Here is a 19,031-nt window from a genome sequence, read left to right on the forward strand (position 1 = left end):
ATCGCTTGAAACAAGAAAGCCCCCGAATTTCGGGGGCTTTCTTGTTTGTGTTGCGCCCAATTAGGCAGCCTGTACCGATTGGGCCTCAGTTAAAATCGCATACAACTTAACTGGATCGGGGTTGGCCCGCAGCTTGGCGCAAACGGTCTGTTCGCGCAGTGTGCGAGAAACCAAGGCCAGTGCTTTCAGGTGTTCGACGCCTGCCTCTTCCGGCGCAAAAAGCGAAAAGGCCAGATCAACGGGCTGACGGTCGACCGAGCCGAAATCGATGGGCTTTTCCAACATCACGAAAACCCCCGAAACCTCCTCCAGCTCGGGCAATCGCGCGTGCGGCAAGGCAACACCATGGCCCACGCCCGTCGGCCCCAGGCTCTCGCGCTCAAGCAGGCTGTCAACGACGGCCTGTGCTTCCAGACCCAGCGTAGCGGCGGCGACATCGCCGATTTCCTGAAACAGACGCTTCTTGCTGGACGCGGCTGACAGCACACGCACCGCCTCGGGCTTCAGAATGCTCGAAAGCTCCATGATCTTGCTCCTCGACCATGCCCCCAGCTTTTGGGGGCAGGCCAGTTATCCTTGCCTGTTACGGATCGATCCATCCGATATTGCCGTCATCACGACGATAAACGACATTCAATCCGTCCTTGTTCTCATTCCGGAACACCAGCACCGGGGCACCGGCGAGTTCCATCTGCATAACGGCTTCACCAACACTCAGCGATGGGATCTTGGTTTCCATCTCAGCCACAATCATCGGCTGCAACGATTCGGGCTCATCTGCCGTCTCCGATTCGTCAGAAGCGAGGATATAAGAGGACGCGCCGAAGAGTTCAACTGGCTCGGACCGATCCTTGTGGTGGTCTTTCAGGCGGCGCTTATAGCGACGCAGTTGTGTCTCCATCTTGTCACAGCAGCCCTCAAATGCTGCATAGATCTCGGTCGCGTGCGCCTTTGCCTGAGCGGTCAGACCGGTCGACAGATGCACGGTGGTCTCGCATACATATTCATGCGCCGAACGGGAAAAGACGACGTTGGCGTCCGTTGGTCGCTGGGCATATTTGCCGACGACCTCGCCCAGTTCGGTCTGCACATGAGTTTGCAGGGCCGCACCGATGTCGATCTGTTTTCCGCTGATTTGGTAACGCATGTGATCTCCTTCACAATTCACACCCATTCTGACGCCACATAGCGTGGCGGACTTGTTTTTATCGGGTGGGGGGTCGCAGCAGAGTCTGCGGTTGCCGTTGATCCAGCCCTTCAAAGAAGGGGCATCGCGATCCAGTCTGGAACCGAAGACTTGCCATACCCCAATTGAGCCAAGAGGCGGGGGAAGAGTCAATCAAAACAGGTGTGTATATACCAAATTTCCGCCATGCGCCCGGCGCAATCCCGCGCAAGCTCATGAAATACGGAAGTTTTCGCCCAAATAAACCCGACGCACATTTTCGTTTTCCACCACCTCGTCAGGGGTGCCGGACATCAGAACCTGACCATCGTGCAGAATATAGGCGCGGTCCACAATTTCGAGTGTTTCACGCACGTTATGGTCGGTGATCAGAACACCGATACCGCGTTTCTTCAGATCGGCCACCAAAAGGCGGATATCCCCGACACTGATCGGGTCGACCCCAGCAAAGGGTTCATCCAGCAGCAGATATTTCGGATCCGCAGCCAGACAACGCGCAATCTCAACCCGGCGACGTTCACCCCCTGAAAGCGCGAGCGCGGGTGCGCGGCGCAGATGTTCAATCGAGAAGTCCGACAGCAGCTCTTCCAGCCGCTCTTTGCGGCGATGAGCATGTTTGACGGTGATGTCCAGCACGGCAGCGATGTTGTCTTCAACGCTCATGCCGCGGAAAATCGACATCTCTTGTGGCAGATAGCCGATCCCCAGACGCGCGCGGCGGTACATCGGCAGGGTCGTGACGTTCTGGCCGTCAATCGTCACGCTGCCCGCTTCGGGGAAGACAAGCCCGGCAACCGAATAGAATGTCGTGGTCTTACCCGAACCGTTTGGTCCGAGCAGCGCAACCACCTCGGACCGGCCCAGTGTCATCGAGACATCCCGGATTACGGTCTTTTTGCGGTAGGATTTCCGCAACTTCTCGATCTTTAGACCGGAAGTGCCCTCAGCGACAGACAGGTTCGGGCGGTTCATCAATTCTGGCCCTGCTGCAATATGGTCTTCACCCGCCCTGACATCGTTGCCGTGCCCGAGGTCAGGTTCGCGATCATCTGATCTCCGCTGATCACGCTGGGCCCCTGCGTCAGCAGCACATTCCCTTTCATCTCGATCACACCAGTATCGATGGTGTATTCGGCCCAATCGCCCTCAGCCGCGTCCGGTGGGCTGACCAGAACCACATTTTCGGTGGCCTCCATCCGTTCAATGGCCGAACGTTCTTCATTATAGATCACCAGCACCCGCTCAGCGGTCAGGCGCATTTCACCCTGGATGACGATCACATTGCCCAGAAACTCGGCCGAGCCGTCTTCCTGGTTCACATTCAAAGTCTCGGACGTCACCTCGACGGGCAAGGTCGGGTCGGCTTTGACCGCCCCAAAGGCAACTTGTGCTTCTTGCGCTGACAGGGGCGCTGCTCCGGCGATCAGAGCGAAACAAACAGAGGCAACACGAAAATCAAACACGGGTTATCTTTCAGCTTTTTGCGGCTCGTATATCAGCTTCACGCCATCTGTAAAAAGAATATGGACCGGGCCGTCCGTTTTTTCCGTACCAAATGTCATCCGCCCAGCGGTAAAGTCACCGATCGGGCCGGTGCCGTCAATCTTGCCCGGACTATCACCACGTATTTCTTCCAGAGATGTGTTCAAGAGCTCAGTGGTAACCTGAATGCCATCAGCGGTGGTGATGACCACATTGCCTGAGAAGGTGGCGGTGCCCTTATCGGGCCGGATCATGCCGGTGTTGGATTCCAGCGTGATCTCACCCCCATTGCTCAGACCGAACCTGCCCTGCACTTCAGCTGCGGTAGGGTTGTCGCCTGTACTACCCTGGCTGGCACGGCGCGCTTCGACGCGAATTTCTTCGCCCTTGCGGGTTACCCCCTTGTAGTCGGGTCTGGTTATGACCTGATCGGTCAACCGTTCGTCAATCTCCTGTCCGCTGAACGGGACCGAAACATTGGTGTCGATGCTGCGCGACAAAAGGAACACGGTGGACAGCAGCAAAATGGCGGCCAGAGGCAGCACCACTTTCAGAAACTGTACCCAACGGGAATGACGGTCCACCGCAGACCCTCCCTCAGCCCAGACCAACGCGCAGGCAATCGTGGATGTGCAGAATACCTTCAGCACGACCATCCGCGGCCGGGTCGACCACAAAGAGGCAGGTAATTTTTGGGGTTTCCATGGTCATCAACGCAACAGCGCCTTCAGCCAGCTCATCTGGTCCAATCGTGCGCGGGTCAGCCGTCATGACCTGATCAACCGTCAGATCAAGTAGACCTTCCATGTGCCGCCGCAAGTCACCATCAGTGACAATCCCCAACAGACGACCACGTTCATCTGTCACACCAACGACTCCGAACCCCTTCTGGCTCATAATCAGAAGCGCTTCGCTCATCGCGGTACCAGTGGGTACAATCGGTGTATCTGTATGCATCAAATCACGCACCTTGCTCAACTGTGCGCCCAGTTTGCCACCTGGATGGAAGTCGCGGAAGTTTTCGGGCTTGAAGTCCCGATACTTCATCAACGCAATCGCCAGCGCATCCCCCATCGCCAGCGTCAGCGTGGTCGAGATCGAAGGCACCATGCCAAAACCGCAGGCCTCTCCCAGTGACGGAATCAGCAGATGCACGTCGGCCTGTTTCATCAGCGTGCTTTCGGGTTTGCTGGACAGGCCAATCAGAGGGATGCCAAAGCGGCGGGTAAAAGCCAGCAGGTTGGCCAGTTCCGGCGCTTCGCCGGAGTTCGAGATCGCCAGAACCACGTCGCCTTTGGACACCATGCCCAGATCGCCATGACTCGCCTCGGCAGGATGGACGAAATAGGCAGGTGTACCGGTGCTGGCCAGAGTTGCCGCTATCTTGTGGCCGATATGACCCGACTTGCCAATGCCGCTGATGATGATGCGGCCAGTCGCCTGCAGGATCAGTTGCACAGCCTCGGCAAAATGCTCATCCAGCCCCTCGGCCAGAACATCCAGCGCGCGGGCTTCGTCGGTGACAACCTGTCGGGCGGTTTTCAGGAAAGCTTCGGTATCAGTCATGAGTGCGCAAAGATATCCGTTTCGGGCCAACCAGCGAGATCGAGTTTCGCACGCATCGGCAGGAAGTCAAAACAGGCCTGTGCCATCTCGGTCCGGCCTTCACGCGCCAGTCGCCCGTCCAGCGCCTCGCGCAGGCGATGCAGATACAGCACATCCGAGGCCGCATAATCCAGCTGGGCGTCAGTCAGGGTTTCCGCACCCCAGTCGCTCATCTGCTGTTGCTTCGAGATATCGACGCCGATCAGCTCCTGGCACAGGTTCTTGAGCCCGTGCCGGTCGGTATAGGTGCGCACCAGGCGACTGGCGATCTTGGTGCAATAGACCGGTGCAGCCAGCGCGCCGAATGCATGATACATCGCAGCAATATCGAAGCGGCCAAAGTGGAACAGCTTCAAAACATCGGGGTTTTCCAGCATCGCACACAGGTTCGGAGCACGCGTCTGCCCTTTCTCGACCTGCACGATATGGCTGTTGCCATCCCCGCCGGACATCTGGATCACACAGAGGCGGTCCCGATGCGGGTTCAGCCCCATGGTTTCACAGTCGATGGCCACTACAGGGCCCAGATCCAACCCGTCCGGCAGGTCATTCTTATAAAGGTGGTTCGCCACGGAATTGTCCTTTGTGCGCTTTCGTCCCCGAAATAGGAGGTTTCACGAACAAACTCAACGTCATCAGCTCAAAGGTTGTTTCCGGAGTTTCCCAGCATTGACATATCCCCTAGGGGAGGATAGGGATGCGCCATGACGACTCATACCCACCCTTCGCATCCTCAGATCACTGCGCGGCTGAAGCGCGCGCATGGCCATCTGGCCAAGGTTATCACAATGCTGGAAAGCCAGGCCCCTTGTGGTGACATCGCCCAACAGCTCTTTGCGGTTGAAAAAGCGATCACCAACGCCAAACGCGCCCTGATCCATGACCATGTCGACCACTGCCTGTCCGCCGGGGCAGACGGTCAGAGTGTCGAAGACTTCAAAACCATCACGAAATACCTTTGAGCCATGCTTAGCGTCCTGAAGAACCGCACCTATCGTCATCTGCTGGCCGCACAGGTCGTTGCATTGTCTGGAACCGGGCTGGCCACCGTTGCCTTGGGTCTTCTGGCCTTCGATCTGGCCGGAGAGGCCGCCGGGATGGTGCTGGGCACCGCGCTTACCATCAAGATGGTGGCCTACGTTACAATCGCGCCGCTGGCGGCCGCCTTTGCTGAGCGGCTGGATCGTCGCCGCATGCTTGTGGCGCTGGATCTGGTGCGCGCTCTGGTGGCGCTCTGCCTGCCTTTTGTGACCGAAATCTGGCAGGTTTACGTGCTGATCTTCCTGCTGCAATCCGCCTCTGCCGGATTTACCCCGACTTTTCAGGCCACCATTCCCGACGTACTGACCGACGAACAGGACTATACCAAGGCCCTGTCACTGTCGCGTTTGGCCTATGATCTTGAAAGCCTGCTGAGTCCGATGCTGGCTGCCGCGCTGCTGCTTCTGGTCAGTTTCGACAGTCTGTTCTTGGGCACGGGTGTTGGGTTTGTCGCCTCAGCGCTGTTGGTGGTATCCGTTGCTCTTCCCTCGCCCAAGCCATCGGCACAGCGCGGCATCTATGACAGAACCACGCGCGGCATCCGCATTTATCTGAAAACGCCACGTTTGCACGGGTTGCTGGCGCTCAGCTGGAGCGCAGCAGCACTGAGCGCGATGGTGATCGTCAACACCGTGGTGATCGTACGCGCTGATCTGGGCCTTTCGGAAAGCGCTGTCGCGATTGCCCTGGCTGGCTTCGGCGGCGGATCAATGCTGGCGGCGTTCACCCTGCCCCGACTGCTGGAGCGCATTTCAGACCGTCAGGTGATGCTGAGCGGTGCCGCTCTGGCGACCGGCGCCATGGCTGTCGCTGCGGTGCTGTCCACAGCCCTACCGATGACGCTGGGGCTGTTGACGCTGATCTGGGCTGCCGTGGGCTTTGGCTATTCCGCCACACTCACACCATCCGGTCGCCTGTTGACCCGTTCTGCCCATCCCGAAGATCGTCCGGCACTGTTCGCGGCGCAATTTACCCTGTCTCATGCGTGTTGGCTGTTTCTCTACCCGCTGGCCGGGTGGTTGATGACTCAATTCGGCGCAACAGTGGTCATGGCTGTAATGGCAACTGCCGCAGTCCTTGGTCTGTCGCTGGCCGTGCGGCTATGGCCGCGCAACAGCCGTGCTGCAGTGGCGCACAATCACCCGGATTTACCGCCGGATCACCCGCACCTCACAGGTTCAGGACCGCACGTGCACCCTGTGGTGATCGACGAGTTGCATCCGCAGATCCCGCGCTAGGCTTGAGCCCGCCCCGCAAACTGCCGTAAACCGAGACATGCCCCTGAAATGTCCGGAGCCTGCATGGACCAGCTTGACCGTCGCATCATCGCCGCCCTGCAACATAATGCGCGCGATTCAACGACCCGCATCGCGGCAACGCTGGGTGTGGCCCGGACCACCGTGCACGAACGCATCAATCGCATGGAAGAGCGCGGGATCATCGCAGGCTATTCGGTCGTTCTGCGCGAAACCGAGGACACACCCCGGGTTCAGGTCGTTGTCCTGCTGGAAGTGCAGCAAAAGGAAACCACACGGATCATCAAGCGGCTTGAGGCCTACCCAGAGGTCAAGCTTTGCCTGTCGATCAATGGCGAGTTTGACCTGCTGCTGTCTGCCGAGGCCCCCCGGATCGAAGACCTCGATATCCTCGTCGACGAGCTGGCCCGCATCCCCGGTGTGCTGCGTACCAACACCAGCGTTGTTTTTGGCCGCAGAATCGATCGGAGCTGAGGTGCGCTAACCCTCTGTAAACCGAAGACGGACTAGCTTGGCCGGGATTGATCAGAATCTCGGACCGGCAGAATGCCCCATCGTGAAACCCTGTTTGCGCTAAGTCTGGCGCTTATTGCACTGGCAAAGCCCGGCCATTCTGCGCCGGGTGTTGAGACGGCAGCTTTGTGCGATCAGGCCGCGCAGCGGGCCGCACGGGCGGAGGGTGTGCCGCTGAAGGTGCTTAGGGCCATTGCGCGGGTTGAAACGGGCCGCACGGTCGACGGTGCATTGCACCCCTGGCCCTGGACCGTCAATCGTGAAGGGCAGGGATATTGGTTCGCCTCCGCAACCGAAGCGAAATCCTATGTCTTCAACATCTTCAAATCCGGCGCCCGCAGCTTTGACGTCGGCTGTTTCCAGATCAACTATCGCTGGCATGGCAGCGCCTTCCGCTCGATCGAGGCGATGTTCGACCCGGACGAGAACGCCACCTATGCCGCACGCTTCCTGAACGAGCTATATGCTGAGCTCGGCTCATGGCCCGCTGCTGCCGGGGCCTATCATTCGCGCACTGAACATCTCGCTGCATCCTATTCCAACCGCTTTCAGACGATTCTCGCACAGCTGGAAGGTGCCCGCGTGGACGGCGACCCGTTCACCGCATCGGCATCCCCGTTGATCTCACGCCCATCCTCACCTGTCGCACGCACTACATTGGGGTCCCTCGTGCCTCAATCCACCGGCGCGACGGCGTTCATCCCTTTCAACTAAGAGGTCCCTGTGCCCCGGATCGATATCCGCACCCTGTTTTCTCCGACCGTCCTGCTGGCGCTGGCGCTGATGACCGTCATTGTGATGATGATCCTGCCGATGCCCGCCTGGGTGCTGGACGTTGGCCTTGCAGCTTCATTCGCGCTGGCAATCCTGATCTTTACCCTGACCCTGTTCATTGAACGGCCACTGGATTTCTCTTCCTTCCCGACCATCCTACTGGCCTCGCTGATGCTGCGGCTGTCGCTGAACGTGTCATCGACCAAACTGATCATCGGACAAGGGCATACCGGCACAAACGCTGCCGGAGACGTCATCGAGGGGTTCGCGCAATTCGTCATGAGCGGCAGCATCTTTCTGGGCCTCGTGGTGTTCGGTGTCCTGCTGATCGTGAACTTCATGGTCATTACCAAAGGCGCTGCCCGCATGGCCGAGGTCGGGGCGCGCTTTGCGTTGGACGGCATGCCCGGCAAGCAGCTGGCCATCGACAGCGATATGTCCGCCGGCGCCATTGACCACCAACAGGCCAAGGAACGGCGTGAACTCGAACAGCAGGAGACCACTTTTTTCGGCTCGCTCGACGGTGCATCGAAGTTCGTCAAAGGTGATGCCATCGCTGGGCTGCTGATCACTTTGCTGAACCTCGTGATGGGTCTGGTCATGGGCGTGATCGTACATGGGATGCCAGTTTCCTCGGCGTTTGAGACATACGCGATCCTGACTGTTGGCGATGGACTGGTGTCGCAGATTCCAGCGGTGATCATCTCGATTGCTTCGGCCTTGCTGCTGGCACGCGGCGGTACGCAGGGCGCCACTGACAGCGCGATTTTCTCGCAACTCGGGCGACACCCCGCAGCCCTGGCAACCGTTGCGGTTCTGATGGTTCTTTTTGCGCTGGTGCCCGGTCTGCCGTTCCTTCCCTTCATTCTTGGCGCGGCGGCGCTGGGTTATGCCGCCTATTCCGGCCTGAAGAAACGAAAAGCTGAAGAGACCCGAGCCGAGGTTGCAACAACCGAGACCGACACCCCTGTCTCACAAGCCATCGGCGATGTGCTGGACCTGGATGACGTACATCTGGAATTCGCCCCCGATCTGGTCAGCATGGTGCTGAATCCCGGTACCGGGCTGGATGCGAGGATTGCCAATATGCGCACGTATGTGGCGTCAAGCTTCGGCCTGATCTTGCCCGAAATTCGCCTGACCGACCGCGCCGACCTACCCACCGGAACTTATGTCATCAAGGTACAAGGCGTCGAACAGGCGCGCGGTGTCCTGAACTCGGAACTGGTGTTGGCGCTGGTGCAGGAAGGCCAGGATCTGCTGCCCGACGGCACCGATGTGACTGAACCGGTTTATGGAGCACCTGCACGCTGGATCCTGCCCAAAGATCAAGAAGCCGCAGCCATGAACGGGGCCACCATCGTGACCCCGCCCGAGATTTTGGCCACCCACCTGCTTGAGATCATCAAACAGAATTTCTCGCGCCTGCTGACGCTGAAATCCCTGCGCCGCCTGCTGTCCGAGATGACCCGCCTCAGCGATCCCATGCGCGCCGAAGCCAATCGCAAGCTTCTAGACGAATTGATCCCCGACAAGGTGCCGATCGATACCCTGCACGCCGTGTTGCGTCTATTGCTCGACGAGAGGGTCTCGATCCGCAACATGGCGCTCATTCTGGAAAGCGTAGCCGAGGCGCGGATGACCACAACTCAACCCGAGGGGATTTGCGAACTGGTTCGCCAGCGGCTGGGCTTTCAATTGGTGGCCGACATGAAACGCGAAGATGGCTCAATCCCGCTGATCCAACTGGCACCGGAATGGGAAGACACTTTCGCCAGCTATCAGATCGACGCCCCAAATACCGGCCTGGATGTCGCACTGCCGCCAAACCTGTTCAACAAGCTCGCTGATGGAGTGCATGACAGTGTTGCCAAATCCGCCGATCACGGGCTGTTTCCGGCCGTCGTCACCTCGACCCGGCGTCGGCGATTGCTGCGTACGATCATGCATGCCCGCGGCATTGCCAATCCGGTTCTGTCCTTCGAGGAAATCGGGCTGGAAGCGCGCCCGGCGCTGGTCGGTACGGTGCCTGCGTGATCGCTCTGCCACCCGAGCTTTTGCCGTATCTCGGGCAGACTCTTTGGCACCTCTTTGCCATCTTGCTGCGCATCTCGACCATGGTGTCCCTGCTGCCCGCTTTTGGTGAACGCAATATTCCCGTGCGCGTCAAGCTTGGGCTCTCCGTCGCGTTTTCCCTGGTTGTGGCACCTGCAGTGCCAAGCGCTGAAGTATCACCCAGTTTCGGTAACATGATCGGCCTGATCGGGACAGAAATCGCGACCGGTCTGGCACTTGGAATTGGCCTTCGCCTGTTTGTGTTGGCATTGCAAACAGCCGGATCCATCGCAGCACAAGCCACATCGCTGTCTCAGATTCTGGGCGGAGCGGCAGCCGAACCCGTACCTGCGATGGGATATTTGCTGACGCTGGCGGGACTGGCGCTTGCAGCCTTGCTGGGTCTTCATATCCGGGCCGCGCAATTCATGATCCACAGCTATATGCTGTTCCCCATGGGCACCCTGCCACTTGCCCCAGATCTGGCGCAATGGGGCGTAACGCAGATATCACGCAGTTTCAGATTGGCTTTTGCGCTGGCGATGCCCTTCGTCATCGCCTCGCTGATCTACAACCTGGCCCTCGGTGTCATCAATCGCGCCATGCCGCAGCTGATGGTTGCTTTCGTCGGTGCCCCCGCGATCACGTTTGCAGGTCTCTTTCTGCTGTTTGCCGGTACACCGTTGATCCTGTCTGTCTGGTCAGACGCTCTGTTCGCCTTCCTCGAAAACCCGCTCGGAGGGCCAAGATGAGCGCACAGGACGATGACAGCGACAAATCATTTGAGGCGACCCCTCAAAAGCTGGAAAAGGCGCGCAAGAAGGGTGAGGTCGCCAAATCCAATGATCTGTCGGCTGTGGCTGCGTATGCCGGACTACTCATCGCGGTTGTGTTGGCGGGGCAATACACGGCGCAACACCTCGGAACCCTGTTTATGGTTCTGATAGATCAATCTGAACGCTTGGGCGAATTGCTGACAACCGGTCCCGCCACCGCGCCGGTAACTGGGATCCTGCAATCCGCACTCGTGCCGGTGGCAGCCTTGTTCACCGTGCCCGCTGCCGCGGTGATCCTTGGCCTGATTGCACAGCGTGGTTTGGTCTTTGCACCTGAGAAACTGAAACCCAAGCCCTCGCGCGTCTCGCTTGTCTCCAATGCGAAAAACAAATTTGGACGCGGCGGTTTGTTTGAGTTTGCAAAGAGCTTTGTGAAGCTACTGATCTATGGCACTTGTTTGACCCTATTTCTGCACGCAAACCTGCCAGAAATCCTGTCATCCAGCGCGGCACCCGCACGATCTTCCGTGGTGTTGATGATGAACCTGCTATTCCGCTTTATGTTCATCGTTATCACCATTGCTCTGGCAATCGGCATTATCGACTACCTCTGGCAGCACGCCGAGCATCTGCGCAAGAACCGGATGTCGCGCAAGGAAATCCAGGATGAGACAAAGGACGCTGAAGGAGACCCGCATGTCAAACAACAGCGCCGCCAGCGCGCGCAAGACATCGCCACCAATCAGATGATGGCGGACGTGCCCAAGGCCGATGTGGTGATCGTCAACCCGACGCATTACGCCGTCGCCCTTAAATGGTCGCGCGCCAGCGGAACCGCCCCGGTCTGCATTGCCAAAGGGGTAGACGAAATCGCCGCCACGATCCGGGCCACGGCAAATCAGGCCAGAGTACCCATCCACTCAGATCCGCCCACCGCGCGCGCACTGCACGCCACGGTCGAAATCGGCCATGAGATCAGCGAAGACTATTACCGTCCGGTCGCGGCCGCCATTCGCTTTGCCGAAACCATGCGCAAACGCGCAAAAGAGCAAGTGACGTGATGCGTAGACGGATGACGGACCTGCTGACAGTCACCGAAGCTGGCTACCAGCGCGAACACCAAAAGCTGCATCCATTGTTGCAGCAGGAGGCTAGAATTCTCGGTCGGCTGTCGCAGCTGGATAAACAGTTGGCAGAGGTGAATATGCAGTGCACGCAAACCGAAGGATACCGTGTCACGGGCACCGATCTACTGTGGCACAGCTGGGAATCTGCTGCACGGCGGGAGCTGAACACAGAGCTAGCACGCCTTAGGTCGCAGAAGCTTTCGGCCATGGATGATCTGCGCCAGGCATTCGGCCGCAAACAGGCCGTGACAGAACTGGCGCAACGCCTGCAACAGGGCAAGCGCCGCGCATAAGAACATTAAAACCAGCTCAGGTATCCTGCCGGCTGACGCTCATGATCAAAACCTGAGACACGTCCTGCCCCAAATCCTTCTGCGCGACCTCAAGCAGTGCTTTCCGCAGGGCAGCCAGGTTATCCGACCGCGTGAACGTCCCATTAAATCCACCGCTATTGGCGTGATCAAATAGCACCTGCAAGAATCTGTCTCTGAGCTTGGGTTCGATCTCGTAAAAGACATCCTCGATACCCGGACTTACCTCAAGGCTGAGCGACATTGTGACCAGCGCAGAAATTTCATCCTCTGCAACAACCGGAACCACAAATTGCTTGGTAAGCTTCAGGTATTCCTGTGTCTTCTCGTTATCTTCCTTACTAGACTTGGAGTTCTTCTGTTTCCCTTGGTCAGCTTTGACTGGTTTGGCATCGGTCTTATCCTCGGCCTTTTCCACCTTTCCAGCGGGAGCCAGAATAACGCCAACCCCGACACCCGCTGCGAGGCCCGCCATCAGGCAGATGATTGGCAACAGTTTTCCCATCACATCACCACCTCAGAACGGCAAAACCGTATCAAGAACCTGTTGCCCATATCGCGGCTGTTGTACATCCGTGATCTGGCCGCGGCCTCCATAGGACACGCGCGCCGAGGCAATCTTGTCGTAGGTGATCTCGTTCTGGCGTGAGATGTCTTCGGGGCGAACATATCCCGCAACCAGTAACTCACGCAGTTCGAAATTCACGCGCAACTCCTGCGAACCAGTGATCGACAACACACCATTGGGCAGCACGTCGACAACCGTTGCGGCCACACGTAGTGTCAGTTTCTCTTTGCGCTTGACCGATCCTTTGCCCTTGCTGACAGAGGCCGAGTCGATCGATACAGCCTCATCCAGAGAGGCTCCTTCAGGTAAACGTTCCGCCGCGCGTTGCGGCAACCCGAAGAGGCCGGGTACAGACAGACTTTCCGAACCCGCGCGTGAGCGGTTTGTGTCGTTCGAAATTTCAGCTTTTTCATCCAGCTCAATCACGACTGTCAGAATATCACCCTTCTTCATCGCCCGTTGATCCCCGAGCAACGAATGCTGACCACCGCTCCATAGCGAGGCGCGATCGACTGTGCGCTGCGGCTGACTGTGCAATGGCAAACCAGGCCACAGCATTGCGACATGTTCGGGCGATTCAGTATTGGGTGTCAGGCTTGGAGGTTTACCCAGATGATCCAGCCGTCCACAGGCCGTAATGCCCATCACTGTGCAGAGCATGAGTTTCGATAGATTTGACATCACTTGACCTCGATTTGACCATCGGCACGGATCACGCCCGTTACCGTTGTGCGCGATGATAAGTTCATCACCCGGATACGCTCACCCACTGCGCCACGCCCCAAGGCACGACCCTCGGCGGTAATCGAAAGCGCGACACGATCGAACACCAACGTCACCAGATCGTTCCGATCCACGATCGCGGGCGGGCCGATATCCGACAAACTGATCGGCCTGCCGGGGTAGAGCGCCACGCGCGCCTCCTGCCCGACAAGGCTGGAAATCTGTTGGGCCGCACCGGCGATCTCGATGGTTTTGATCTCCAGATCCGAGGCGACGATAATCTCTTTCGCGCGGATCGTTCGTGTCGGCACGACAATTTCTGCGAAAACCGCGAAAGGGCTCAGCGCGAGGATACAAACCAGAATTCGCATCAGCGGACCTGCGTCGTGGCACCCATCATCTGGTCCACTGCCGAGATGACCTTGGCATTCATCTCATACCCGCGCTGTGCCTCGATCAGCTCGGTCACCTCGCGCACCGCGTCGACCGAGCTGTCCTCAAGATACCCCTGCCGCAACGTGCCCAGACCATCCTCGCCCGGAGTACCGACGACAGGTGCACCCGAGGCTTCAGTCTCTTTGAACAGGTTGCTGCCCACAGCCTCAAGCCCTTTGGCATTGGAGAAACTGGCCAACGTGAACTCCCCCAGTAATTGCCCTTCGGCGGTATCGTCAAAATAGGCATAAACCTCGCCCGCGGCGTTGATCGAGATGGATCTGGCGTCGTCCGGGATGGTGATTTCCGGTGCGACGGCAAAGCCGTCCGAAGTGACGATAAGACCTTCTGCGGACCGCTTCAGGCTGCCGTCTCGCGTGAAGGCAGATTGTCCGTTAGGCAGGGTCACCTCAAGATAACCGTGGCCTTCAATCGCGACGTCCAGGTCACTTCCGGTTGCCGACAATCCGCCCTGTTCCAACTGCACAGTCACGGCGGCCGGACGCACACCCAGACCCAATTGGATACCCGTTGGCAGCACCGTTCCGTCCGAGGCATTCACCGCCCCTGCCCGCGCCATTTGCTGATAGTGAAGATCGGCAAACTCAGCCCGGCGTGCGTTATAGCCTGTGGTATTCATATTCGCGAGGTTGTTCGAGATGGTCTCGACCCGCATCTGCTGCGCGGTCATACCGGTCGCGGCGATTTTCAAAGCCCGCATGTAAGTATCTCCTCTCTCAGATCAGCGCATCAGCGCCTTGAGGGCGCCGCGCACCCGTTCATCCTCGGCATCCATAAAACTTTGACCCAACTCATAGGCACGCTGGATCTCGATCATCCGCGTGACCTGTCCAATGGCATTCACGTTCGAGCTTTCGAGGAACCTGTGCAGCACAACCGGTTCGTCCACCGGATTGATCTGCCCACCGGGACGGAAATAGGTGCTGCCTTCGCGCACAAGGTTTTCCGGCTCAGCGACGGAATAGACACCAATCTGCCCCAGAAGCTGGCCATTGACACTCAACGTACCATCGCTGCCAACATCAATCGTTGCAGCATCAGGTGGGATAAAAACCGGCGCGCCATTGCCGTCCAGAACGCGATGACCTTCCATGGTGACCAGATCGCCCTCGGCACTGGGTGAGAAGCTGCCCGCGCGAGTCAGACGATTGCCTGCCGACGTTTCGATCAGGAAAAAACCGTCGCCTTCAATGGCAAAATCAAACGTCCCACCGGTTTCGGTCAACACGCCTTGCTGTAACGAGGTATTACGCACCTGTGCCCGACTGAGCGACAACGACGGATCGCCTGGCATGTCCCGAACGAACTCTGAAAACACCAATCCCTGCTGGCGGTATCCGGTGGTGTTGGCGTTGGCGATGTTATTGGCGACCAGCCGCATTTCGTTCATAAGACCCGACTGACGAGACAGGGTGACATAAGCAGTGTCCATCAGCGACCTCCTGCGATAAGCGGGATCAGCGTCCCGGTGAAAAAAGTGACGAGGGTCTGGGTCATGAAACCCATCGAGATCCAGAACACGATGACGATGGCGATCAGCTTGGGAACGAAGGTCAGCGTCATCTCTTGTACCGAGGTCAGCGCCTGGAACAGACCGACGGCAAGCCCCGAGACGAGCGCCACCGCCAGGATCGGGACCGAGGTGATGACCGCAACCCACAAAGCCTGACGTACGATGTCATAGAAGAGGCCCTCGCTGAGCATCGCGTCAGACCGGCATCCGCAGGATTTCCTGATAGGCTTCAACCACCTTATTGCGAACGATCACGGCTGTTTCCACCGCCAATTCGGTCTGCGCCAGCGCCTGAACCAACGCATGCGGGTCGGCCTGACCGATCATTGAAGACTGCGCTACCTGCTCGCTGTTCTTCAGTGTTGCCGCAAAATCCCGGAACGTGGATTGCAGCCCCTGGCCAATGCCCTGGTGATCGGGATCAGCCTGTGTAGCCGGGCGCGCGCCTGCATAGTTCTGCGCGGCGGTAAGAGATCGGATATCCATTCTGGCTTTCCTTTATTTTCGAAGTAAATCCATCAGACTCGATGACATCTTCCGAGTCTGATCGAACATTTTGAGATTGGCCTCGTAACTGCGCTGTGCCTCGCGGGCGTCCGCAATCTCGATCATCAGATCGACATTCGAGCCCTGATAATGCCCCGAGTCATCCGCCATCGGATGACCCGGATCATAGATGCGGGTCAGATCACGGCGGTCGAGTTTGACGCGCCCAGCCTGCACCGTCTGCTGACTACCCTTTTCGACGGTTTCAAACGGCACAGTCTTACGCCGATAACCCGGCGTATCCGCGTTCGAAATATTCTCGGACACATGACGTAGCCGCGCTGCCTGCGCACGCAGGGCGCTGGCCGAGGCTGTCAGAGAATGGGAAAAATCGCTCATGCTGCTTCTCCCTTACGATCGGCCAAGAGAGGTACGCAGAATGCCGATCGACGAACGATAAATCGCCAACGCCCGGTCATGCTGCCGTTTGACGTCGACCGCTTTCAACATCTCTTCTTCCAGCGAGACACCGTTGCCGTTGGGGTCACCTGACGGATCGGCCACATATTCCGCCCAGTTCCAAGCACCCGAATCGCCATTCTGATGACCGGCGCGGGTGGTGGTCATCGCAACCTCGCCTCCGGTCTTATCAAACGCTGTCCCGAAGGCCTCGATATCGCGGGGCTGATAGCCGGGCGTATCCGCATTTGCCATATTGCGTGAGATGACAGTCTGCCGTTGCCCGGCATGGGTTGCCATTGCGTACGCTGTTTTAAAGACGTTCAGGTCATAGAACATCGGGGCTTCTCCCTCGATCAATTTCAATCAAGGCTTAACCCCGATTCCTTTAGAAACCGTTTTCGAGAAAGCAATTTGGAGGGCCTGCGATGGCTGATCTCGATCCGGCACGTCTGAAAGCTGTCTTCGACAGAATGTCAGCGACTCGACATATGGGTCGCGTCACCAGCGTTGCGCGCGGAGTAATCGAAATTGACGGTTTGGCCAGACATGCCCGAATCGGAGATCATCTGACGCTGCGCCGTCGCAGCGGACCGAACCTGCGCGGAGAAGTCCTGCATGTGGAATCTGATTTGATCCACATGCTGCCCGGCGCTGCCTCTGATGGTGTTTGCCTGGGGGATCCGGTGGTTCTGGAGAAAACGCCAATTTTTGCACCAGGGCGGCATTGGCTGGGCCGGGTCGTCGATCCGTTTGGAGTGCCTTTAGACGGCAAACCGCTATTGCCCGGCGTGCAGGGGCGGGATCTGATGCACGCCCCGCCAGCCGCCGTTGCCCGTAAGCCGCTGGGAGAACGGATGGAGACGGGGATGGCCATGCTCAACACCCTTCTGCCATTCGTGCAAGGCCAGCGCGTTGGGCTCTTTGCAGGCTCTGGCGTCGGCAAATCGACGCTGCTGGCCACGCTCGCCCGCTCAATGCAGGCTGATGCGGTGGTGGTCGCACTGATCGGTGAACGCGGGCGCGAAGTGAATGAATTTGTCGAAACCGCGCTGGGCGTGGAAGGAATGAAACGATCGGTCGTGGTGACAGCAACTTCGGACCAGTCCGCGGTGGCCCGCAGACGCTGCGCCTGGTCGGCAATGGCGGTGGCCGAATCTCTACGCGACGAGGGGCTGAATGTCCTGTTCCTAGCCGATTCGGTTACACGTTTCGCCGAAGCCCACCGCGAGATTGCCGTCGCCATGGGCGAAGCAGCATCACTGCGAGGATTCCCGCCTTCGGTTACTCCGATGATCGCCAATCTGTGCGAACGCGCTGGCCCCGGCACCGCCGACCAGGGCGACATCACCGCCGTATTCAGCGTGTTGGTCGCAGGTTCTGACATGGATGAGCCGGTTGCAGATATCCTGCGCGGCGTGCTTGACGGCCATATCGTGCTAAGCCGCGAAATCGCCGAGCGCGGGCGCTTTCCCGCCATCGATCTCAGCCGCTCAGTTTCACGCAGCCTGCCCCGCGCGGCAAGCGAAAGGGAAAATCAGTTGATCGCCGAAACCCGCAAACTCGTCGGCAGTTATGAACAATCCGAAGTCATGATCAAAGCAGGGCTCTATGCTGAAGGCTCTGATCCGTTGCTGGATCAGGCCGTTCGCGTGCATGAAGAGCTTGATGTGTTTTTCGGCAAATCTGAGGCTGACAGCATTTCCAACAGCTTCGACCGCCTGCAGTTAATCCTGCGTCGCGCTGGGACCAACCTGCCGCGCTAGGGATTTCGAGACAGTTTTAAGTGTTAAGCCCGCCTTAAGACCTGCCCTGCTACGCCGATAGACGGGTGATACAAAGGTGGTGGAGATGGGTGCGCAAACCAATGCGGCGCCAATCATCATCAAGAAGAAACGTGTGTCGGGTGGCGATGGTCACCACAGCGGCGCGTGGAAGGTCGCGTATGCGGACTTCGTGACGGCCATGATGGCCTTCTTCATGTTGATGTGGCTGCTGAACGCAACGACCGAGAAACAACGCAAGGGTCTGGCGGATTACTTTTCGCCGACGATCCCCGTCAATCCAGTCTCTGGCGGCGGCGACGGAGCCTTTGGCGGCGATAACATGTTCTCGGAAAAAACACTGGTCATGGACGGTTCGGGTGCCAGCAATCGCAACCCGACCCAGTCGAAACAGGCGCGCGGATCGACCGGGGTTGATGCGAAGGGTGGCGGTAAGGGTGCGTTCGACGATTTCTCGTCACTTGAGGCGCAGCTTCTGGGTCGGAGCGGAGAAAGCCTGATTTCGGACAAGATGCTCAAACACATTGTGACCCGCGTCACGGATGAAGGGCTGGTGGTGGAATTGTTCGCGACTGATGAACAGCCTCTGTTCGAACCAGGCACCGACAAGCCATCACAAATGATGCGGGCTCTGGCGCTGTTGGTGGCACGCTCATCGGATCTGGTCACGAACCCCATCGCCGTCGAGGGGCATGTCCGATCCTCACCCATCGTTCTGGCCGAGAACCCTGTCTGGGATCTGTCGACTGCGAGGGCACAGGTCGCCCGCCAGTTGCTGCAGGACAAGGGCGTCAGACCATTGCGCCTGGATAGGGTGACAGGTCATGCAGATCGGCATCTGGCGGTCGAAAACCCGATGTCGGTGCGCAACAATAGGATCGAGATCATCTTTCTGCGCTCTCCCCGATCTTGAAAG

26 protein-coding genes are annotated in these 19,031 nt (G+C 58.4%); 10 read left to right on the forward strand and 16 right to left on the reverse strand.

The genetic code is table 11. From position 1 onward, the window contains the following. Positions 1-60 precede the first annotated feature (60 nt). The 7 genes from ACR3EM_RS13160 to ACR3EM_RS13190 all read right to left on the reverse strand — a co-directional run bounded on the left by ACR3EM_RS13160 (position 61) and on the right by ACR3EM_RS13190 (position 4,845). Positions 61-525, reverse strand: a complete 465-nt coding sequence (locus tag ACR3EM_RS13160) for a PTS sugar transporter subunit IIA (RefSeq protein WP_480471110.1) — start codon at positions 523-525, stop codon at positions 61-63. 58 nt (positions 526-583) lie between these two features. Further along, positions 584-1,147: a ribosome hibernation-promoting factor, HPF/YfiA family gene (hpf, locus tag ACR3EM_RS13165; protein ID WP_170428456.1), complete on the reverse strand. Its 564-nt coding sequence runs from the start codon at positions 1,145-1,147 to the stop codon at positions 584-586. Positions 1,148-1,399: 252 nt separating this feature from the next. Then, a complete protein-coding gene (gene lptB / locus ACR3EM_RS13170) occupies positions 1,400-2,158 on the reverse strand; it encodes an LPS export ABC transporter ATP-binding protein (RefSeq protein ID WP_480471111.1) in 759 nt (252 codons plus the stop codon). Next, positions 2,158-2,649 (reverse strand): LptA/OstA family protein, encoded by a 492-nt coding sequence (locus ACR3EM_RS13175; RefSeq protein ID WP_480471112.1) that lies wholly within the window; start codon positions 2,647-2,649, stop codon positions 2,158-2,160. The genes lptB and ACR3EM_RS13175 overlap by 1 nt, the downstream gene beginning before the upstream one ends. Positions 2,650-2,652: 3 nt before the next feature. Further along, positions 2,653-3,252 (reverse strand): LPS export ABC transporter periplasmic protein LptC, encoded by a 600-nt coding sequence (lptC, locus tag ACR3EM_RS13180; RefSeq protein WP_480471113.1) that lies wholly within the window; start codon positions 3,250-3,252, stop codon positions 2,653-2,655. A gap of 13 nt (positions 3,253-3,265) precedes the next feature. After that, positions 3,266-4,234 (reverse strand): KpsF/GutQ family sugar-phosphate isomerase, encoded by a 969-nt coding sequence (locus tag ACR3EM_RS13185; protein ID WP_480471114.1) that lies wholly within the window; start codon positions 4,232-4,234, stop codon positions 3,266-3,268. After that, positions 4,231-4,845, reverse strand: coding sequence for a ribonuclease D (locus ACR3EM_RS13190; protein WP_480471115.1), 615 nt, complete (start codon positions 4,843-4,845; stop codon positions 4,231-4,233). The genes ACR3EM_RS13185 and ACR3EM_RS13190 overlap by 4 nt, the downstream gene beginning before the upstream one ends. Before the next feature lie 132 nt (positions 4,846-4,977). Here ACR3EM_RS13190 and ACR3EM_RS13195 point away from each other — a divergent pair, with 132 nt between their 5' ends. The 8 genes from ACR3EM_RS13195 to ACR3EM_RS13230 all read left to right on the forward strand — a co-directional run bounded on the left by ACR3EM_RS13195 (position 4,978) and on the right by ACR3EM_RS13230 (position 12,108). Then, positions 4,978-5,235 carry a metal-sensing transcriptional repressor gene (locus ACR3EM_RS13195; RefSeq protein ID WP_480471116.1) on the forward strand — a complete coding sequence of 86 codons (258 nt, stop codon included), beginning with the start codon at positions 4,978-4,980 and terminating at the stop codon, positions 5,233-5,235. A 3-nt stretch (positions 5,236-5,238) separates the two neighbouring features. Then, complete coding sequence (locus ACR3EM_RS13200; protein WP_480471117.1) at positions 5,239-6,552, forward strand: MFS transporter; 1,314 nt, start codon at positions 5,239-5,241, stop codon at positions 6,550-6,552. Positions 6,553-6,615: 63 nt separating this feature from the next. Continuing rightward, positions 6,616-7,044 (forward strand): Lrp/AsnC family transcriptional regulator, encoded by a 429-nt coding sequence (locus ACR3EM_RS13205; protein ID WP_480471118.1) that lies wholly within the window; start codon positions 6,616-6,618, stop codon positions 7,042-7,044. Positions 7,045-7,116: 72 nt separating this feature from the next. Next, positions 7,117-7,797 (forward strand): transglycosylase SLT domain-containing protein, encoded by a 681-nt coding sequence (locus ACR3EM_RS13210; RefSeq protein WP_480471119.1) that lies wholly within the window; start codon positions 7,117-7,119, stop codon positions 7,795-7,797. Positions 7,798-7,866: 69 nt separating this feature from the next. Next, positions 7,867-9,894, forward strand: coding sequence for a flagellar biosynthesis protein FlhA (gene flhA, locus ACR3EM_RS13215; protein WP_480471931.1), 2,028 nt, complete (start codon positions 7,867-7,869; stop codon positions 9,892-9,894). Further along, positions 9,891-10,664, forward strand: a complete 774-nt coding sequence (locus tag ACR3EM_RS13220) for a flagellar biosynthetic protein FliR (RefSeq protein WP_480471120.1) — start codon at positions 9,891-9,893, stop codon at positions 10,662-10,664. Before flhA ends, ACR3EM_RS13220 begins: the two co-directional genes overlap by 4 nt. Beyond that, entirely contained in the window at positions 10,661-11,749 is a 1,089-nt protein-coding gene (gene flhB / locus ACR3EM_RS13225; RefSeq protein WP_480471121.1) for a flagellar type III secretion system protein FlhB, read from the forward strand. The genes ACR3EM_RS13220 and flhB overlap by 4 nt, the downstream gene beginning before the upstream one ends. Before the next feature lie 11 nt (positions 11,750-11,760). Continuing rightward, the gene (locus ACR3EM_RS13230) at positions 11,761-12,108 is read left to right on the forward strand and encodes a hypothetical protein (protein WP_480471122.1); all 348 of its coding nucleotides are present in this window, start codon (positions 11,761-11,763) and stop codon (positions 12,106-12,108) included. Between the two features lie 16 nt (positions 12,109-12,124). Here the strand turns inward: ACR3EM_RS13230 and ACR3EM_RS13235 are convergent, their stop codons facing one another. The 9 genes from ACR3EM_RS13235 to ACR3EM_RS13275 are packed head-to-tail and all read right to left on the reverse strand — an operon-like array spanning position 12,125 to position 16,670. Continuing rightward, entirely contained in the window at positions 12,125-12,631 is a 507-nt protein-coding gene (locus tag ACR3EM_RS13235) for a flagellar basal body-associated FliL family protein (protein ID WP_480471123.1), read from the reverse strand. A 12-nt stretch (positions 12,632-12,643) separates the two neighbouring features. After that, positions 12,644-13,375 carry a flagellar basal body L-ring protein FlgH gene (gene flgH / locus ACR3EM_RS13240; RefSeq protein ID WP_480471124.1) on the reverse strand — a complete coding sequence of 244 codons (732 nt, stop codon included), beginning with the start codon at positions 13,373-13,375 and terminating at the stop codon, positions 12,644-12,646. Further along, the gene (flgA, locus tag ACR3EM_RS13245; protein ID WP_480471125.1) at positions 13,375-13,788 is read right to left on the reverse strand and encodes a flagellar basal body P-ring formation chaperone FlgA; all 414 of its coding nucleotides are present in this window, start codon (positions 13,786-13,788) and stop codon (positions 13,375-13,377) included. The genes flgH and flgA overlap by 1 nt, the downstream gene beginning before the upstream one ends. Continuing rightward, positions 13,788-14,573: a flagellar basal-body rod protein FlgG gene (flgG, locus tag ACR3EM_RS13250; RefSeq protein ID WP_480471126.1), complete on the reverse strand. Its 786-nt coding sequence runs from the start codon at positions 14,571-14,573 to the stop codon at positions 13,788-13,790. Before flgG ends, flgA begins: the two co-directional genes overlap by 1 nt. A gap of 21 nt (positions 14,574-14,594) precedes the next feature. Beyond that, positions 14,595-15,305, reverse strand: a complete 711-nt coding sequence (locus tag ACR3EM_RS13255) for a flagellar hook-basal body complex protein (RefSeq protein ID WP_480471127.1) — start codon at positions 15,303-15,305, stop codon at positions 14,595-14,597. Then, on the reverse strand, positions 15,305-15,577 hold the full coding sequence (locus tag ACR3EM_RS13260; protein WP_480471128.1) for a flagellar biosynthetic protein FliQ: 273 nt from the start codon (positions 15,575-15,577) through the stop codon (positions 15,305-15,307). The genes ACR3EM_RS13255 and ACR3EM_RS13260 overlap by 1 nt, the downstream gene beginning before the upstream one ends. Before the next feature lie 4 nt (positions 15,578-15,581). Beyond that, positions 15,582-15,872 (reverse strand): flagellar hook-basal body complex protein FliE, encoded by a 291-nt coding sequence (fliE, locus tag ACR3EM_RS13265; RefSeq protein ID WP_480471129.1) that lies wholly within the window; start codon positions 15,870-15,872, stop codon positions 15,582-15,584. A gap of 12 nt (positions 15,873-15,884) precedes the next feature. Then, on the reverse strand, positions 15,885-16,271 hold the full coding sequence (flgC, locus tag ACR3EM_RS13270) for a flagellar basal body rod protein FlgC (RefSeq protein WP_480471130.1): 387 nt from the start codon (positions 16,269-16,271) through the stop codon (positions 15,885-15,887). A gap of 12 nt (positions 16,272-16,283) precedes the next feature. Next, positions 16,284-16,670 (reverse strand): FlgB family protein, encoded by a 387-nt coding sequence (locus tag ACR3EM_RS13275; RefSeq protein ID WP_480471131.1) that lies wholly within the window; start codon positions 16,668-16,670, stop codon positions 16,284-16,286. An 89-nt stretch (positions 16,671-16,759) separates the two neighbouring features. On the opposite strand from ACR3EM_RS13275, the gene ACR3EM_RS13280 reads away from it, so the two are divergent. Then, a complete protein-coding gene (locus ACR3EM_RS13280) occupies positions 16,760-18,097 on the forward strand; it encodes a FliI/YscN family ATPase (protein WP_480471132.1) in 1,338 nt (445 codons plus the stop codon). A gap of 85 nt (positions 18,098-18,182) precedes the next feature. Next, positions 18,183-19,028 carry a flagellar motor protein MotB gene (locus ACR3EM_RS13285; protein WP_480471133.1) on the forward strand — a complete coding sequence of 282 codons (846 nt, stop codon included), beginning with the start codon at positions 18,183-18,185 and terminating at the stop codon, positions 19,026-19,028. Positions 19,029-19,031 lie beyond the last annotated feature (3 nt).

The sequence above is a fragment of the Ruegeria sp. AH3 genome, from assembly GCF_056536265.1.

Bases quoted from the DNA above. Each gene is read 5' to 3' on its own strand.
- flgH (WP_480471124.1), bottom strand. From the start codon at position 13,375: ATGTCAAATCTATCGAAACTCATGCTCTGCACAGTGATGGGCATTACG.
- ACR3EM_RS13185 (WP_480471114.1), bottom strand. From the start codon at position 4,234: ATGACTGATACCGAAGCTTTCCTGAAAACCGCCCGACAGGTTGTCACC.
- ACR3EM_RS13235 (WP_480471123.1), bottom strand. From the start codon at position 12,631: ATGGGAAAACTGTTGCCAATCATCTGCCTGATGGCGGGCCTCGCAGCG.
- ACR3EM_RS13160 (WP_480471110.1), bottom strand. From the start codon at position 525: ATGGAGCTTTCGAGCATTCTGAAGCCCGAGGCGGTGCGTGTGCTGTCA.
- ACR3EM_RS13195 (WP_480471116.1), top strand. From the start codon at position 4,978: ATGACGACTCATACCCACCCTTCGCATCCTCAGATCACTGCGCGGCTG.
- fliE (WP_480471129.1), bottom strand. From the start codon at position 15,872: ATGGATATCCGATCTCTTACCGCCGCGCAGAACTATGCAGGCGCGCGC.
- ACR3EM_RS13280 (WP_480471132.1), top strand. From the start codon at position 16,760: ATGGCTGATCTCGATCCGGCACGTCTGAAAGCTGTCTTCGACAGAATG.
- ACR3EM_RS13260 (WP_480471128.1), bottom strand. From the start codon at position 15,577: ATGCTCAGCGAGGGCCTCTTCTATGACATCGTACGTCAGGCTTTGTGG.
- flgA (WP_480471125.1), bottom strand. From the start codon at position 13,788: ATGCGAATTCTGGTTTGTATCCTCGCGCTGAGCCCTTTCGCGGTTTTC.
- ACR3EM_RS13255 (WP_480471127.1), bottom strand. From the start codon at position 15,305: ATGGACACTGCTTATGTCACCCTGTCTCGTCAGTCGGGTCTTATGAAC.
- ACR3EM_RS13230 (WP_480471122.1), top strand. From the start codon at position 11,761: ATGACGGACCTGCTGACAGTCACCGAAGCTGGCTACCAGCGCGAACAC.
- hpf (WP_170428456.1), bottom strand. From the start codon at position 1,147: ATGCGTTACCAAATCAGCGGAAAACAGATCGACATCGGTGCGGCCCTG.
- ACR3EM_RS13275 (WP_480471131.1), bottom strand. From the start codon at position 16,670: ATGTTCTATGACCTGAACGTCTTTAAAACAGCGTACGCAATGGCAACC.
- flhB (WP_480471121.1), top strand. From the start codon at position 10,661: ATGAGCGCACAGGACGATGACAGCGACAAATCATTTGAGGCGACCCCT.
- flgC (WP_480471130.1), bottom strand. From the start codon at position 16,271: ATGAGCGATTTTTCCCATTCTCTGACAGCCTCGGCCAGCGCCCTGCGT.
- flhA (WP_480471931.1), top strand. From the start codon at position 7,867: ATGACCGTCATTGTGATGATGATCCTGCCGATGCCCGCCTGGGTGCTG.
- lptB (WP_480471111.1), bottom strand. From the start codon at position 2,158: ATGAACCGCCCGAACCTGTCTGTCGCTGAGGGCACTTCCGGTCTAAAG.
- flgG (WP_480471126.1), bottom strand. From the start codon at position 14,573: ATGCGGGCTTTGAAAATCGCCGCGACCGGTATGACCGCGCAGCAGATG.
- ACR3EM_RS13210 (WP_480471119.1), top strand. From the start codon at position 7,117: ATGCCCCATCGTGAAACCCTGTTTGCGCTAAGTCTGGCGCTTATTGCA.
- ACR3EM_RS13205 (WP_480471118.1), top strand. From the start codon at position 6,616: ATGGACCAGCTTGACCGTCGCATCATCGCCGCCCTGCAACATAATGCG.
- ACR3EM_RS13200 (WP_480471117.1), top strand. From the start codon at position 5,239: ATGCTTAGCGTCCTGAAGAACCGCACCTATCGTCATCTGCTGGCCGCA.
- ACR3EM_RS13285 (WP_480471133.1), top strand. From the start codon at position 18,183: ATGGGTGCGCAAACCAATGCGGCGCCAATCATCATCAAGAAGAAACGT.